At 68.9% G+C, this 15,428-nt stretch carries 15 protein-coding genes; 7 read left to right on the forward strand and 8 right to left on the reverse strand.

Annotated features, from left to right (window positions below; all coding sequences use genetic code 11):
* Positions 1 to 454 precede the first annotated feature (454 nt).
* Positions 455 to 1,897 (reverse strand): IMP dehydrogenase, encoded by a 1,443-nt coding sequence (gene guaB / locus IT306_24285; protein MCC7371560.1) that lies wholly within the window; start codon positions 1,895 to 1,897, stop codon positions 455 to 457.
* Between the two features lie 119 nt (positions 1,898 to 2,016).
* On the opposite strand from guaB, the gene IT306_24290 reads away from it, so the two are divergent.
* On the forward strand, positions 2,017 to 2,229 hold the full coding sequence (locus IT306_24290) for a hypothetical protein (GenBank protein MCC7371561.1): 213 nt from the start codon (positions 2,017 to 2,019) through the stop codon (positions 2,227 to 2,229).
* A gap of 37 nt (positions 2,230 to 2,266) precedes the next feature.
* A complete protein-coding gene (locus IT306_24295; protein ID MCC7371562.1) occupies positions 2,267 to 2,440 on the forward strand; it encodes a hypothetical protein in 174 nt (57 codons plus the stop codon).
* Positions 2,441 to 2,680: 240 nt separating this feature from the next.
* Here the strand turns inward: IT306_24295 and IT306_24300 are convergent, their stop codons facing one another.
* Positions 2,681 to 4,198: an ABC transporter permease gene (locus tag IT306_24300; protein MCC7371563.1), complete on the reverse strand. Its 1,518-nt coding sequence runs from the start codon at positions 4,196 to 4,198 to the stop codon at positions 2,681 to 2,683.
* Positions 4,179 to 5,261 (reverse strand): ABC transporter ATP-binding protein, encoded by a 1,083-nt coding sequence (locus IT306_24305; GenBank protein MCC7371564.1) that lies wholly within the window; start codon positions 5,259 to 5,261, stop codon positions 4,179 to 4,181. Before IT306_24305 ends, IT306_24300 begins: the two co-directional genes overlap by 20 nt.
* Positions 5,262 to 5,604: 343 nt before the next feature.
* On the opposite strand from IT306_24305, the gene IT306_24310 reads away from it, so the two are divergent.
* Positions 5,605 to 6,909: an amidohydrolase family protein gene (locus IT306_24310; protein MCC7371565.1), complete on the forward strand. Its 1,305-nt coding sequence runs from the start codon at positions 5,605 to 5,607 to the stop codon at positions 6,907 to 6,909.
* Positions 6,910 to 7,242: 333 nt separating this feature from the next.
* On the opposite strand, the gene IT306_24315 is transcribed toward IT306_24310, so the two are convergent.
* Complete coding sequence (locus tag IT306_24315) at positions 7,243 to 7,902, reverse strand: TlpA family protein disulfide reductase (protein ID MCC7371566.1); 660 nt, start codon at positions 7,900 to 7,902, stop codon at positions 7,243 to 7,245.
* Between the two features lie 111 nt (positions 7,903 to 8,013).
* On the opposite strand from IT306_24315, the gene IT306_24320 reads away from it, so the two are divergent.
* Complete coding sequence (locus tag IT306_24320; protein MCC7371567.1) at positions 8,014 to 8,559, forward strand: CvpA family protein; 546 nt, start codon at positions 8,014 to 8,016, stop codon at positions 8,557 to 8,559.
* 16 nt (positions 8,560 to 8,575) lie between these two features.
* Here IT306_24320 and IT306_24325 read toward each other — a convergent pair whose 3' ends face one another.
* The gene (locus IT306_24325) at positions 8,576 to 9,505 is read right to left on the reverse strand and encodes an LLM class flavin-dependent oxidoreductase (GenBank protein ID MCC7371568.1); all 930 of its coding nucleotides are present in this window, start codon (positions 9,503 to 9,505) and stop codon (positions 8,576 to 8,578) included.
* A gap of 19 nt (positions 9,506 to 9,524) precedes the next feature.
* A complete protein-coding gene (locus IT306_24330; GenBank protein ID MCC7371569.1) occupies positions 9,525 to 10,454 on the reverse strand; it encodes an LLM class flavin-dependent oxidoreductase in 930 nt (309 codons plus the stop codon).
* Between the two features lie 286 nt (positions 10,455 to 10,740).
* Here IT306_24330 and IT306_24335 point away from each other — a divergent pair, with 286 nt between their 5' ends.
* Positions 10,741 to 12,279, forward strand: coding sequence for a DUF4349 domain-containing protein (locus IT306_24335; GenBank protein MCC7371570.1), 1,539 nt, complete (start codon positions 10,741 to 10,743; stop codon positions 12,277 to 12,279).
* A gap of 299 nt (positions 12,280 to 12,578) precedes the next feature.
* Entirely contained in the window at positions 12,579 to 13,439 is an 861-nt protein-coding gene (locus IT306_24340; GenBank protein ID MCC7371571.1) for a substrate-binding domain-containing protein, read from the forward strand.
* A 71-nt stretch (positions 13,440 to 13,510) separates the two neighbouring features.
* Here the strand turns inward: IT306_24340 and IT306_24345 are convergent, their stop codons facing one another.
* A complete protein-coding gene (locus IT306_24345; GenBank protein MCC7371572.1) occupies positions 13,511 to 13,768 on the reverse strand; it encodes a hypothetical protein in 258 nt (85 codons plus the stop codon).
* A 225-nt stretch (positions 13,769 to 13,993) separates the two neighbouring features.
* Between IT306_24345 and IT306_24350 the strand changes: the two genes are divergently transcribed.
* Positions 13,994 to 14,269 (forward strand): hypothetical protein, encoded by a 276-nt coding sequence (locus IT306_24350; GenBank protein ID MCC7371573.1) that lies wholly within the window; start codon positions 13,994 to 13,996, stop codon positions 14,267 to 14,269.
* Positions 14,270 to 14,327: 58 nt separating this feature from the next.
* Here the strand turns inward: IT306_24350 and IT306_24355 are convergent, their stop codons facing one another.
* Positions 14,328 to 14,951 (reverse strand): antibiotic biosynthesis monooxygenase, encoded by a 624-nt coding sequence (locus IT306_24355; GenBank protein MCC7371574.1) that lies wholly within the window; start codon positions 14,949 to 14,951, stop codon positions 14,328 to 14,330.
* Positions 14,952 to 15,428 lie beyond the last annotated feature (477 nt).

A 15,428-nucleotide genomic window follows, 5' to 3' on the forward strand; every position in this document is an offset into this window, starting at 1 on the left:
TCAAGATAGCTTGGCGGTTTCGTCAGCGCGAGTCGGGTAGGGGACTGGGGGCGTCGGTGGATCCCCGAGGCCGCCCCTTAGCGGCCTGCGAAACGTACCAGCGAACGCCAGTGTAGTACACCCTCACACAAAATGGAAGTACCTGACGCGACCGAATTCTCTCCGAGTAGCGCCGATTTCGGGCGCTCATTCGGTCTATGAGCGCGCACACTCCGCTGACCGCCCGCATCGCCCGCGCTCTTCATCGCAGGATGTGACAGAGATGTCCTGGCAGATCGCGCATACTGTCGCTCCCGTCGTCTGGCACGCAGCGCACGGGACTGCCGCTCCTCCCCCGCTCACGCGCACCGGCCCGGTGGCCCGACTGGGTCGGGGCGCGAGGGCCTTCGCGGCGAGTCGAGGGGTGCGGGCCTGCCCGGCGTCGGGGGGGTGAGGTCTTGCCTCAGACTGAGTTTTAGCGGTCGTCCATCGTGCGCGGCAGGCTCTCGCGCCAGCCGGCCTCGGTGATCCGCACGAAGCGCGCGTTCGCCCGCAGGTCCGCGAAGTTCCGCGCGTTCAGGTAGCTCATCCCCGAGCGCAGGCCGCCCACCAGCTGATGCACCACCTGCGCGACTGTCCCCTTGTGCGGCACCACGAACTCGACGCCCTCCGGCACCACGCCGGCCGCCAGCTCGTCGAGATCCTCGGCCGGGCGCTCGCGCTTGAGCCGGTCGATGGCCACGGCTGCCGACGCGGACCCTCGATACACCTTGTAACGCGCGCCGCTCCGCACAACCGTCGTGCCGGGGCTCTCCTCGGTGCCGGCCAGCAGGCTGCCGATCATCAGCGAGCCGGCCCCTGCCGCAATCGCCTTGACGATGTCGCCGGCCATCCGGATGCCGCCGTCGGCGATGATCGGGACGCCGCTCTTGTCAGCCTCGGCGACGGCCTCCATAACGGCCGTCAACTGAGGCACGCCGACGCCCGCCACGACGCGCGTCGTGCAGGCCGCGCCTGGGCCAACGCCGACCTTGACGGCGTCCGCGCCAGCGTCGATCAGGTCACGCGTGCCCTCGGCGGTCGCCACGTTGCCCGAGACCAGCTCGACGTGCGGGAAGCGCTTCTTGACCTCGCTGGTCGCCTTGATGGCATGCTCGGCGTGCCCGTGCGCGATGTCCACCACCAGCACGTCGGCGCCGGCATCGACCAGCGCTTCGGCCCGCTCGATGTAGTCGCCAACAGCCCCGATGGCCGCACCGACCAGCAGCCGTCCCTTCGAGTCGCGGGCGGCGCGCGGATGGCTGGTCTGTCGGAGCAGCTCCCGCGAGGTCACGAGGCCGCGCAGCCGGCCGTGCTCGTCCACCAGCGGCAGCTTTTCGAGCCGATGCTCGTGCAGAATGCGGCGGGCGTCGTCGAAGCTCGTGCCGACCGGCGCGGTGATGAGATGGTCGAGGCCAGTCATCACGTCGGTCACCGGCCGGTCGAGGTTCTCCTCGAACAGCAGATCGCGGGTGGTGACGATGCCAACGACGCTCCCGTCACGGTCCACGACCAGCAGGCTCGACACCTCGCTGCGCGCCATCTGCAGCGAGGCATCGCGGATGCTGCGGGTCGGGCTGGTCGTGTGAACGTCGCGGACGACGACCTCTTCGGGTCGCTTGACCCGGGCGACCTCGGCCGCCTCCTCTTCGATGGTCATGAAGCGGTGGATGATGCCGATCCCACCCTCATGAGCCAGCGCCACGGCGAGCCGAGCGTCGGTCACGGTGTCCATGTTCGCGCTGACAATCGGGACACCCAGGCTGATCTTTCGAGTCAGTCGGGACGTGGTATCGACATCCCGCCGCGAGGCAACAGAAGAACGGCGCGGGACGAGCAGGACGTCGTCGTAGGTGAGGGCCAGAGGGATCTCAATCATTCCGAGGCGGGAGTATACCAGCCGGCCGGATGCGTCCGGCGAAACGCCGGACACGACCGGCGTTTCGCCAGCCGGCAGAAAGCACCATGTGTCGCGCATATGCGCTAGAATAGATCAGTATGTTGCGTTCATCGATGATCGGCATCCTCTTCCTGGCCCTCTTCGGCATGACCATGGGCGTCGTCGGATTCGCGCAGCCGGACCTCACCGCTCGCCACACGCTGCTCGTCGCGGCCAGCGGCACAGCCCTCGCCAGCTATGTCACCTGGGTGCTGGCGACGCGCTGGGCCACCTTCCGCGACTTCACCACTGATCCGTGGTTCTGGCAATAGCATTCGAGGTGATCACGCATGGAGGCGCCTGGCTTCTATGGGCTTCTACGTCAATGCATGGCTCCGTCGGGGCAGGAAGTTCGACGTGCTGGTGACGAGGTCCGATCCGGATGCCAATCCCGAGGCCCATGCTGCTGTCTACTTCGGACCACTTCGACAGCGCGTGGACTGGATTCATCAGGCCGCCCTTGCAGAGTACGCCGACGAGTGAGCGCCTCTTCCTGAAGTGGCCTGCACCATCTCACCGGCGCGGGCAGCACGGTCAGGCGACGGCGACAGGACTCGGCGCCGCGGTGGGGTGACCTGTCGTCACAGCCAGCAGTGCGGACTACGGGCCGCCGCTCAGAGGGGTGCCCGCCGCCCGGCCGGCCACCCGCACGCCCTCGCCCGGCACGAACTCGAACAGGTCCAGCTCGACGCGATGGCCACCTGCCTGGGGTGGCATGGCGGCCTACTGCGTCGCCATGCGGCGAGAGAGCTCGAACGACGCCACGGCGTAGCAGACGGCGCCAATCAGCCCGAGCGCTCCGAGCATCAGCGGGTCGGGCGCCGCGCCGCGCAGCATCACATCGCGCAGGTCGATGGACCCGAACGTCACAGGCAACACGTAGCTGATCGCCCGGATCGGCTCCCAGAGCGTGTCGAGCGCCAGGAAGAAGCCGCCGAAGAAGATCGAGGCGAGCAGCACGAGCATCGCCAGTTGCACGGCCTGCGTCTCGGTCTCCGCGAGGCCGGCGATGAAGAAGCCGAGCCCGAGCGATGAGAACAGGAGCAGCGCCAGCGACGCCGCCGCCCAGACGGGCTGCCCGAGCATCGGCACGCCCAGCAGCCGGTTGACCAGGAAGAAGAGGGCCACGCCCACCACGCCGAGCAACAGTCCGTAGCTGAGCGTCTTCCCGAGGATGATCTCGAACGGCGTGACCGGGGCCACCCGGTAGACCTCGGTGGCTCCGAGCAGCCGATCCCGCACCATCGACAGCGACGCGAGGCTGACGGCGATGTGTTGGAGCAGCAGCGCCACCACCGCCGGCGCGAAGAAGGCGATGGCGGTCGGCTCGGCCGGCACCGTGTTGGACGCCTGGACCGAGAACGGCGCGGCCAGCACGTCCGGCGGCACCCGCGTCGCCGCCTGGGTCTGCTGCTCCATCTCGCGCGAGGTGGTCTGGAGCCGCTGCGCCCGCACCACCTGATCGGGGGTGTTCACCTGCCCGCGCGCCAGGTCGCCCTCGATGGCGGCGAGGTCGGCCTCGGCAGGGGCCAGCGGATCGGCCTGCTTGCCGCCCATCGCCGACAGCACCGAGTAGCCGGGCGCGGTCCGAGCCGCCTGCAACGCCTGCCGCATCGCGATAACCCGGCCGGCGGCGGAGAGGCCGTCGTTGCGCTGGATGTCGGAGGCCAGCCCATCCGCCTGGGTCCGGACGGCCGTCGCGCTCTGGGCGGCGCGGTCGAGCGGCTCGCGGGTGTTGCCCAGCAGGTCCGCCAGCACCCGGCGGTTCAGCTCCTGCACGGCGACGGTGGCGAAGTAGCGCACCCAGGCCGCCTGGAGCGGATCGATCTCCCGAAACAGCACGTCGAACTGGGCGTGCGAGCCGCTGAGCACCGTCTGCTCGGCCTGATCCGGCACGATCACGACGACGTCGACCTGGCGACGGTCCAGCTCGTTTTCGGCCTGGGCGCGATCGCGGGTCACGCCCTTCAGCACGAAGACCGAACTGAACATGTCGCGATAGGCGGCCGGGTCGTCGGGCAGCCGCTGGTCCGGCGGCAGCACCAGCACCGTGTCGAGCTGCGGCGTCTGCCCCCGATAGCCGACGCCGAACGCCGCCAGGATCAGGAATGGCCCGAGCAGCACGCTGAGCACCAGCTTCGGCTGGCGAACGGCCGCCCAGATCTCTTTGAAGAAGAATGACGATGTCCGGACGATCCCTTTCGCCACGGCGACGAACGGTTCACCGATCGCTCTGAGCACGGCTCTCCCCCGACCCCTGATCGTCGCTCATCAGCTGCACGAACACATCGTCAAAGCTCGGGTGCTGCTCGCCGACCTCTTCGAACTCGATATTCGCGGCGCGGAGGGCGTCGATCAGCGCCGGGACGGCCGGCCCCGCCTCCTCCACGATCACATCGAGCCGCTCGCGCCCGTTCCACGAGACCTTCTTGACACCGGGCGCCTCGCGGATCGCCACGACGGCCCGGCTGTTCAGGTCCGGCCCGGCCACCGTGACCACCTCGCCGCCCATCGCCATGCGGCGCACCGCCTCGGGCGTGCCGGTGGCGATCTTCTGGCCGTCTCGCAGTACCAGGATCTCGTCGCAGTACTCGGACTCGGTGACGTACTGGGTGGTCACGATCAACGTGCGGCCCTCGTCGCGGAGGGCGCGGAAGTGGTCCCAGAACTTCGCCCGCAGGACCGGATCGATGCCGGCCGTCGGCTCGTCCAGGAAGATGATCTCCGGGTTGTGCACCAGCGTGGCCGCAAGCTCGAGGCGGCGCTGCATGCCGCCGCTCAACTGGCCGGCCGGGCGGTTCCGCGCATCCCACAGCTCGACCAGCTCCAGCGCCCGGCGGATGCGCTTGCCCCGCCCGAAGAAGGCCATCCCATAAATCGAGGCGGCGAACCCCAGGTTCTCTGACACCGACAGCTCGGGGAACAGCACGAACTGTTGCGGCATGTACCCCAGCCGCTCGCGTTCCCGACGGCGGAACTTGTGCGGCGCGCGGCCCAGCACCCGCAGGTCGCCGCTCGTCGGGCGCAACACGCCCAGCAACAGGCGCATCGTCGTCGTCTTGCCACAGCCACTGGGGCCGATCACCCCGAAGATGGTCCCGCCCTTGACCTCGAACGACAGGCCCTTGACGACCTCGCGATCCCCAAATGACTTGCCGAGGTCTTCCGCGACAACTGTCCGTTCTCCCGGATCGCCATCACTGATCCGGCTCTGACGCAGCGCGTCGGCCGGCCGCTGGGCCGCATCCCTGATGGACGGTTGGACTCGGCCCGTCGCCGTTTGCTCTCGCGCCCCGATCGTCACTGCAATCCCTTCCTCACACCGCTGGCACACAGGTCTGCCAGTCCGGCAGTCCACCCAGCGGCCCACATCGCGTCAGAGCACGATGGGCGAAGCGCCCGGCTGAAACGCAAGCGACGTGCCACCAGGCGAACAGCTGTCAGGCAACTCGTGCAGGCCGGCGACAGCGATTCGCACGACAGTCCAGAAGCGTCCGGTCAGAAAGGCCCGGAACGGATGGTCCGGATAGGTTCAGGAAAACCGACCCCTACCGCTTATACATCCCGTTGTCATCTGCAGGAGCCAGTGCGCTGATGATTCGCGTAGGGACTGGCCCAATCTTCCAGGACGGGTCACGAGCAGAAACATGCTTATGGAAGTCAGTCGCGAGCGTCCGGCAGTGCTTCCTGCCGACCGCGCCACCCTGCTCATCGAGCACGCTGCCGAGCTCGTGACGCTGGGGTGGTCGTTCGGCGATGGGGCGCGGGGAGGCTTGTGGCAGGGCGACCCGGGCCTGATCCACGATGCCGCCATTGCCGTGGGCGGCGATGGCCGCATCCTTGCCGTCGGGCCATCATCGCGCGTGCGTGACGTGGTCGATCTGGCGCCGAAGGCGCGCATCTACGACGCCACCGGCTGCGCCGTGGTGCCCGGCCTGATCGATGCCTGCGCCGAGGCGGTTGGCCCGGCCGATGCGTCGCTGCAGGCGTCTGGCGGCGGACGGCGTAAGAAGGTCCGCGCGTCGTCCGATCCGCTGACGGCTGCCCTGGCCCTGTCCGAGCGCGATCTGATCGCCGCGATCTGGCGGCGGCTGGATGCCGAGCTGCTCGCAGGCACGACCGGCATGGTGATGACCAGCGGCTACGGCCTGGACATCGACGACGAGCTGGCCTTGCTCCGTGCCGTCCAGGGGGTTGCCGAGGTCGGGCCGCTGACGGTCATCGGCGCGCTGCGAGCCGGCACGACGATGCCGGGCGCGCGTCCGGTCCCGCCCGATCAGTACGTCGAGATGCTGACTCAGGATCTCATCCCCGAGACCGGCGAGGACGATCTGGCGACCCTGTTCACGCTGGCCGCCGACCACTCCGTGCTGACGCTCGAGCAGAGTTGGCGAGTGCTGCGGGCGGCCCAGACCCAGGGATTGCAGCGGCGACTCGAAGTGAGCGCCACGTCCCACCCGGGCGTACTCGACTTCGCGGACGAGATGGGCGTCGGGTCCATCGTGTTGTTGGATGCGCCGTCAGACAACGACATCGACCGCCTGTCCGATTCGGCGCTGACCGTGGTGCTGCCGATGGGCGCGGAAGGGCTGGAGAGCTGGGGCAAGCGCTGCACCCAGCGGCTCATCGCCCTGGGTGTGCCGGTGGCGCTCGGGAGCGGCTGCGGCCCGCTGGCCGCCGGCCCGACCACGATGCTGGATGCGATCCGCTTCGCGTGCGGACGGCTCGGGATGACCCCGGCCGAGGCGCTGGTCGCTTCGACCGTCAACGCGGCGTTCGCCAGCGGTCTCGGCGACGACATCGGTCCGCTGGAGCCCGGCAAGCGCGCCGACCTGCTGATCCTGAACACGGCCAGCTACTCGCGGCTGCCGTTCGAAGTGGCCGAAGACCCGATCCGGGCCGTCGTCAAGGACGGATGGATCGTGGTGGACCAGGGGACGCGCGTCGCCTGACGCCTGCGTCCCCGTCATCCCGACCCCATTCGGCACGCTCAGGGCAAGCTCCGCGAGGCACGAGCACACCCCTCCGTCATCCCGACCGCAACGAGGAACGAGCGAAGCGGAGGGATCTTCTCCTTCTGTGGCGTGAGGAAGATCCCTCGACTGCGTTCGCACGCTCACTCCGCTCGGGATGACGGTGAAGGGAGCATGCGAACGCCGCTCGGGATCTCGGGATAACGGGAGGGTCGTCAGGCTCGCCCTGAGCCTGCCGAACGGGTCGCTTCGCTCGGGATGACGGGGGAAGCATCGAGTGACCCGTCCCGGTCGTTCACGACTGACAGGCCACTAGCCGGCCAGGATCTTCTTCAGCCGGTCGTCCAGCATCTCGTCGGTGAACGGCCCAACACGCACGTCCTGAATGATGCCCTGACGGTCGATCAGGAACGTCGTCGGCAGGCCGGTGGCGCGCCACTGACGGGTGACCTCACCGGTCCGGTCGACCAGCGACGGGAACGTCACGCCCACCTGCGTCAGAAACGCCTGGATCTCGTCGTCCCGCTCCTGCATGTCCACGCCGATGACGGCCAGCCCCTGGTCGCGGTACTTCTGCTGCGCGCGCTCCAACGCCGGCATCTCCGCCCGGCACGGCTCGCACCACGTCGCCCAGAAGTTCACCACCACCGGACGCCCCTTGAACGCCTCCAGGTTCGTCTCGCCGCCGCCGACCAGCGGCAGCTGCAACGCCGGGGCCGGCTGCCCGATGTCGGCTGTGGTGACCGACTTCGGGGCCGGGCGCACCAGCGCCGTGATGCTCTCAAGGCCGCCGGCGTAGAACAGCCAGACGAGGGTCATGACGGCCACGGCCGCCCAGAGCAGCGCGCGGACGGCGCGGAGGCGGCGAACCACCGGCGAGGTCGCTGGTGCACCTGGAACGGCGACGGTCGGAGTGTCAGGGGTGGAGACGGTCAGGTCAGTCGGTGGGGCGGCAGGTGGTACGGTGCTCACGTCTTATTCTACGACGCAGCGCCGCATGGGGATCGCTCAGCGCCGCCGTGCCGGCGCGGTCCGAGCGACCGGGCGGCGGCTCCTCCGTTTCGGGAAGGTGGAGCGCGCCGCATGTTTGGACTCCCCACTCTCCCGCCAACCATCCCTATCGACACGGCCGGCTGGCACTGGCTGGACGTGACGCTTGGCGTCTGTCTGGCCGTCGTGGTGTTGAACGCCACGCGGCGCGGCTTCCTCCGCGAGACCGGCACCCTGCTCGGGTTGGGCGTCGGGCTGGTGCTGGCCGGTCGGCACGCACTGACGGTGTCTGACCTGATCGCCGCCGAGGTCGGCCAGTTGCCGTTGCTCGACGGCGCGGCGTGGCTCGCCATCGTGGTGTTGAGCGCCTCGGTTGGTGCGCTGCTCGCGGGATCGCTGCGCTCGGCCCTGCCGTTGCCGGGCATCGGGCTGGCAGATCGGGCGTTCGGGCTGGCGTTCGGGGTGCTGGAAGGCGCGGCAGGCCTGGGACTGGCGCTGCTGTTCGTCGGGCGGCTCGGGGCGCTCGGCCTGAGCGCCCCCGGGTTCGACGGCTCGCTGCTGGCGCCGGTCATGCTGCGCTGGTGGCTGGTGGTCGCGGCCTCGCTGCCGCCGGAGCTTGGCGTCCCCCGCGCCCTCTGAACCGGCCCGGCCACCCCTACCCGAAGTGCGGCGCGACCTCGTCGGCGAACAGCTTCAGGTCGTCGGTCTCTGGCCAGCCGGCGAACGCCGCCTGCACCAGGTCGAACCCCATCGCCTGCAACTGACCCAGGTGATCGCGCAGCTCGGCGGGATCCCCCGCGAAGGCCGGGTTCTCGCCCTCCAGTTTCGCGCCGGCCCGCGCCTTCGCCGCCGCCCGGTCACGGTCCAGGAAGATCGTCAACGGGGCCGCCTTCTTGATCTCCGAGACGTCCCGCCCGAAGCTCTTGCAGTGCTCGGCCAGCACCGCGAGCTTCCGCTCCTGGACATCCGGCCGCCGCCCGTAGGACAGCCACCAGTCGGCATGCTCGGCTACCACCCGCAGCATGTACTGCTCGCCGTCGCCGGCCAGCATCAGCGGCGGCACGGGGTCCGGACGCGGCTCGCAGTAGGCGTTCGTGACCTCGTAGTACGGTCCCTTGTAGGTGGCCGGGGCCTCGGTCCAGAGCTTCTTGATCACCCGGACGCCGTCGTCCAGTTGCTCGATGCGCCTGCGCGCGGAGGGGAAGTCGTAGCCGTAGGCGCGGTACTCCTCCTCTTGCCAGCCTGCGCCGTACCCGAAGATGAATCGACCGTTGCTGAGGTACTGGAGGCTCGCCACCATCTTCGCCAGGAACGGTGGGTGCCGGTACGAGTTCGCCATGACGCAGGTGCCGAGCATCGGGCCGGGGTAACGCGCGGCGACCCACATCAGCACACTCCAGCACTCCAGGCGGAAGCGATCCGCGGTCATGTGGTGATCGGAGATCCAGAACGAGCTGAACGTCCTGGCGGCCACGTCGAGCACGCCCTGAAGGTCTTTCGTGTACGTGCGCGGGTTGACAGCCTCAATCAAACGGTCGCCGGTCGGCGGGTTGTACCCGAGCATGAGTCGCGGACTGGCTGGCATGTTGCCTCCCCAGGGTGATCTAGCGGAAGTGCGGGATGACCTCGTCCACGAGCAGCTTCAGGTCGTCGGTCTGCGGAAAACCGGCCATCAGGAAGAGCACCTTCTCGAAGCCGAGCCCCTGCAGTTGGGTCACGTAGTCGCGCAGCTCGGCCGGGTCACCGGCGAATGCTGGATGCTCACCCTCGAGGTGCTGGCCCGCCCGGTTGCGGGCCACCGCGCGGTCGCGGTCCAGAAAGACACGGACGGGCACGCACTTGCGGATCTCGGCCGGGTTCCGCCCGACCGCCTTGCAGTGCTCGGCCAGGACGTTCAGCTTGTGCTGGAGAATGTCCGGACGGCGGAACAGTGAGAGCCACCAGTCCGCGTGCTCGGCCACCACCCGCAGCATGAACTTCTCACCGTCGCCACCCAGCATCAGCGGCGGCACGGGATCCGGGCGCGGCTCGCAGTAGGCCTCCTGCACGCCGAAGTGGGGGCCGCTGTGGCTGGCCGGCGATTGCGTCCACAACGCCTTGATGGTGCGGATCGCGTCGTCCAACTGCTCGATGCGGACCCGGGCGGACGGGAACGGATAGCCGTAGGCCGTGTACTCAGGCTCGTCCCAGCCGGCCCCATATCCGAAGATGTAGCGCCCGCCGCTGAGGAACTGGAGGGTTGCCGCCATCTTCGCCAGCAGCGGCGGATGCCGAAACGACGCCGCCAGCACGAACGTCCCGAGCATCGGCTGCGGGTAGCGCGCGGCGATCCAGGTCAGCATCGTCCAGGCTTCGAGGCGGAAGCGGTCGCCGTTCATCAGGTGGTCGCCCAGCCAGATCGAGTCGAGCGTCGGCGCGGCGATGTCGAGCGCGTGCTGGAGATCGGCGGTGAAGGTGCGCGGGTCGAACTGCTCCAGGCCGCGCAGGGCGCAGGGCGGGTTGTAGCCGAACAACAGACGGGGGCTTGCCGTCATCGTCACTCCTCAGGCAGCGGGTGCCGGCATGGTGCGCGAGCGTCGCCTCGAATGCAAGCCGTGCCGGGTGTGCGCGCCAGGACGATTGCGGGGTCGCCGGTGTTCGCACCAGGACGTGAAGCGCGGTCGGGGCTGCACGACGAGATCATCACGGCATCGGCCCGGACCTGCCCGTCAAGACTGCCCCCGGCGGGCGGGAACTTTACGCTGACATCGTGCGTCAGTGGATGCAGAGCCGACTGCTGGCCGCCCGAGCGGACCGGCCCGTCTGGGGGGAGAGTCACCGATGCGAAGCCGCCGCGTCCTCGCCACCATCCTCGCCGTGTCCGTTCTCATGCTGGGCATCGCCGCCTGTTCGAGCGCGCCATCGACCTCCGCGCCTGCGAAGCCCGCCGAGGCCGCCAAACCGGCCGCCCCTGCCGCCACATCGGCCCCGGCTGCGAAGCCAGCGGCCCAACCTGCGACGACTGGCTCAGGCGCAGCCGCCGTCCGTTCGGCCGAGGCTGCGAAGCCAGCCGAAGCTGCGAAGCCCGCCGACTCCGAGAGCCGCGGCAGCACGTCGTCCGTCGCCCAGGCGCCGGCAGCCGCGCCGAACGTCCAGCAGCCGGGCCGCCCGGTGCCGCCCGCCCCGACGGCCATCGTGCCGTCGCAGCCGACCCCGGCCGGACCAGCCAACCCGTCCGCGGTGGTCCAGCCAGCGGCCGGCCGGATGGTCATCTTCACCACCGAAGTCTCGATGCTGGTTGCCAACCCAGCCCAGCTGATCAACTCCCTGAGCGATGTGGTCAACCAGGCCGGCGGCTATGTCGCTGGCGTCGAGAATAAGGACGAGAACGGCGTTCAGGTCACCACCATTCGCCTGAAGCTCCCGCCCGGCCGCTACGACGCCGCCATGCGCCAGATCCGCGAGCTGGCCGTCGAGGTGACCGCCGAGAAGGCAACCACCCAGGACGTGACCGAGGAGTTCAGCGACGTCCAGACGCAGCTGGCGTCGCTGGAGGCGACGTACGCCAAACTGCTCGACTTCATGAACAAGGCCCAGAACATCGAGGAAGTGCTGAAGGTTCAGAAGGAGCTGTCGCAGACCAAGATCCAGATCGACCGACTCAAGGGCCGCGAGACGTTCCTCCAGCGCAGCGCCGAGCTGGCGACGGTCACCGTCACCGTGCGGCCGGCCGCCGACGTGCTCGCCCGGACCTACGGGGCCCTCCGCACCTCGCTGCGGCGCGCCGAGGCCCAGCACACCCAGACGACGACCGCCATCCAGAACGCCAAGACGGCGGACGAAGAGACCCTCCTGCGCGACAAGCTGGGCGAGATCAACCTGGAGATCGAGCGGCTGAAGGCGCGCGTCGCCGACGTTGAGAACAAGGCGAAGGTGGCCAGCATCAGCCTGCCGCAGCCGGCGCAGGAGGACGCCAGCCTCGCGCCGCTGACGGAGCCGGAGCTGCTGCGCGAGTACCTGCGGCTGGCCGTCGAGCTGCGCCGCGCCGAGGCCGCTCGGGAACAGCTCCGGCGCGAAGTCACCCAGAAGCCCTCCGAGGAGCTGTACCTGCAGCTTCAAGAGGTGACCGCGAAGATTTCGACGCTGGCCACCCAGAAGAAGACCCTCGAGAATCGCGCGCAGCGGACCAACGTGGCGCTGCCGACCCTCTCGCCGGACGAGCTTGCCGCGCTGGCCGGCGTCCAGCCCGACCGGCGGGTTGAGCCCGGGCCGCTGGCCCTGGTGGTGCTCGGCGCACTGATCGCCATCGGCATCGGCGTGCTGTTCGTCAACCGGCTGCGTCGCCGCCCTCCGACAGCGCCCCGGCCCAGCGCCGCCTGATTCCCGGGACGCCTCAGCGCGTCGCGGAGCACCTCATCAAGGCCCCCTCGCCCACACTGGCTGGACGAGGGGGCTCTGGCGTCCGGACGAGGGGGGTTCTGGCGTACACGCGCGGGCGGGGCCGGGCCGGCAGCGCCCACCCGCCCGGCTGGGCGCGCCTGACCTGATACACTCCTCATGCTGAATGTCCCAACACAAGTAAGACAACTTCGTGCGCGGACGCTTCAGCACGACGCACAGGGCACGTCTGCCCTCCCCCACACCGGGCAGCGTGCCACTTCCCACTGCGGAGCGGAACGATGTCTCGCCTGTTACGTCTCGGTATCGCGGCTCTCGCGCTGGTGCTCGCCAGCGCCACCTCGCTGGGGACCGTCCTCGCGCAGCCCGGCAACCCCGAGCTGATCCTGGCGACCACCACCAGCACGCAAGACTCTGGCCTGCTGGACGTCCTGATCCCCGAGTTCCAGCGCCAGACCGGCTACAACGTCAAGACGATCTCGGTCGGCACGGGACAGGCGATGGCGCTTGGCGAGCGCGGCGAGGCCGACGTGCTGCTGGTCCACGCGCCAGACTCCGAGAAGAAGTGGATGGCTGCCGGCCACGGCATCGACCGCCGCCTGGTGATGTACAACGACTTCATCATCGTCGGCCCGCCGAGCGACCCGATCAGCCTGACCGGCGCGACGTCAGCCGTCGAGGCGATGCAGAAGATCGCGGCGAACGGCGCGGTCTTCGTCAGCCGCGGCGACAACTCCGGCACGCATCAACTGGAGCTGAAGCTCTGGAAGGATGCCGGCTTCGACCCGAAGGGCCAGCCGTGGTACCAGGAAGCCGGTCAGGGCATGGGCGCGGTGCTGACGATCGCCAACGAGAAAGAGGCGTACACGATCACCGACCGCGCCACCTACCTCGCGCGCAAGGCCACGCTCGACCTGACCATCGTGGCTGAGGGGTATCAGACGTTCCTGAACGTCTACCACGTGATGGTGGTCAACCCGGAGAAGGGCGCGCACATCAACGTCGAGGGCGCGAAGTCGTTCGCGGATTTCGTCGTCGCGCCGTCCACGCAAGAGCTGATCTCGAAGTTCGGCCTGGACAAGTACGGGCAGGCCCTGTTCTTCCCGGCCGCCACGATGACGGACGAGCAGCTCGGCGTGTGACGTTGGGTCGAGGATCGTGGGTCGCGGGAGAGAAGATGCTCCCCCACGATCCACGCCCTTCGCCCTTCGACCTACGTCTGCCTTCTGAACGTTACCAGCCCGAGGCGCAGATCCAGGTCATCCACGACCCAGCCGATGCGCTCCCAGGGCCGCGCCTCGATCACCTTACGCCAGCGGGCCTTGCCACGCCACCAGTCGTCATACTCGCGCGCGGACGGCGGCAGCGGCTCCCCGATGAGCTGCTCCACCCGCGTGAACGACAGGCTGATTCTCACCTGCGAGCGCGGCAGCCCATCCAGGTAGTCTCGTAACGGATCGTACTTCGCCATCGTGCGGGGAATAGTAGCCGACCCGGCCGATGGGGCTGCGCCCGGAGCGTGATGCCGTCGCGAGTCCCGCCTGTGGGCAGCCTGCACAAGCGGACGCCAGCAGGCTTTAGCGAGTCTGCCCGTATCCTCCGAATCGGCCATCACCTACCATAAGCGTATCGATCCGTAGGTGTCGGACTGGCGATGCTGCCGCCCACACCGATGTGCCGAGGAAGGACTCCTGCGATGGCGTCAACGACGATGCTGGCGTGCTCGACCTGTTGGAACCCGATTGGCGCGGGCGCTCAGCCGCTCAGGCTTGGGGACCAGGCGTACCACGAGGTCTGTGCCCCCCGCTGCCGTGCCTGCAATGGCTCGCTCTCCGCGCAGGACGAGCCGCGCTGGTCGTACGAAGGACGGGTCGTCTGGGGCGCAAGTGGCTACACCGTGCGCCCCACCGAGCACTGGTGCGACACCTGCCGCGAGCTTCACGAGCGGGATCTGGCGTTCGCCCAGGACTAGCCGGCCAAGGCCGTCCCCAACGGAGGCTGGCGGGGAGTACTCACCCTCGCCGGCCGCCTCACGGGTGGACGGGGCGAATCTCCCGTGAGAAGACCGCCGTCACCGAGCCAACGAATCGCTCGACGCTCGTCAGCAGCGGATTGAGGATCTCGCCGTGGCGCTCGCGCGTGTCCGTGCGGAACGCCTCCAGCGCCGCCAGCGACTCCCAGCCATGCACGATGACAAGCTGCCCGGCCTGCGCGCCCGCCCGGAACACGTCGTGGCTGATGAGCCCCGGCGACGATTCTACGTCTACGCGAATCGACCCGAGGATCGCAGCTTCAAGCTCATCGCCATGCTCCGGCAGCGCGATCAGGCGGATGCAGGCCACGCAGTGCGCCTGAAACGCCATCCGCGCGAACGAACGCAGGCGATGGAGCCGCTCGATGCGCGCCGGCGGGTCGGCCTGCACCGTCATGCGCTGAAAGCGCTGCGACGCCTGGAACCGTTGGAAGTCCTCTTCGGCGTCCCACTCCGAGATGGCGATGAACGAGGTCGGCAGATCGATCTGCTGGAAGACACGGGACTGCCGTCGGCCGGGGTTCCGTCGGTAGGAGTGGGCCAGATCGTCTCGGACGCCCGCCAGCATCTCGTCCAGCAGTTCTGGACGGATATCCTGAAAGACCCCGACAAAGAACGGCAACCCTGGCGCCTCCAGCCTGCACCGACGTCATCAGACCGGCCGAGACGAGTGTAGCGGCCGTGGCGTGCGCAGTCCCAACACCGCTGCTCGCGTGCCCATTCCGCCCCAATTCGCGCCGAAATTCGTGGTCAAATGACCCTCTGACGGTGCATCATGTGGTGGGAGAGCCGCTACATGCCGTTGCCTGCCCAGTCGTGGACTGTGTCCTGTCGCGCGTGCAATCTTGTGATCGGTGCTATTGAGGGCGGTCGGTTCATCCACGACCCTGCCTGTCCCCATCCCCTGGCCATCGGGTCCGGGCTGCTGCGGTGCTGCCACTGCGGCGGACGGCTCTCCGGCGAGGCCCAGCCAGTGGTCGACGTTGACCTGGGCCTGTCACTGACCGACGACGAGGCCGACGACGCGCCCCTGCCGTCCATTCTGCCGTTTGTGCCCCGACACGTCGCGGAGGAGACCCGGCAGCGCCTGTAGCGAGCG

It is taken from the genome of Chloroflexota bacterium (assembly GCA_020850535.1).
In the GTDB taxonomy this organism is placed as follows: Bacteria; Chloroflexota; UBA6077; order UBA6077; family JACCZL01; genus JADZEM01.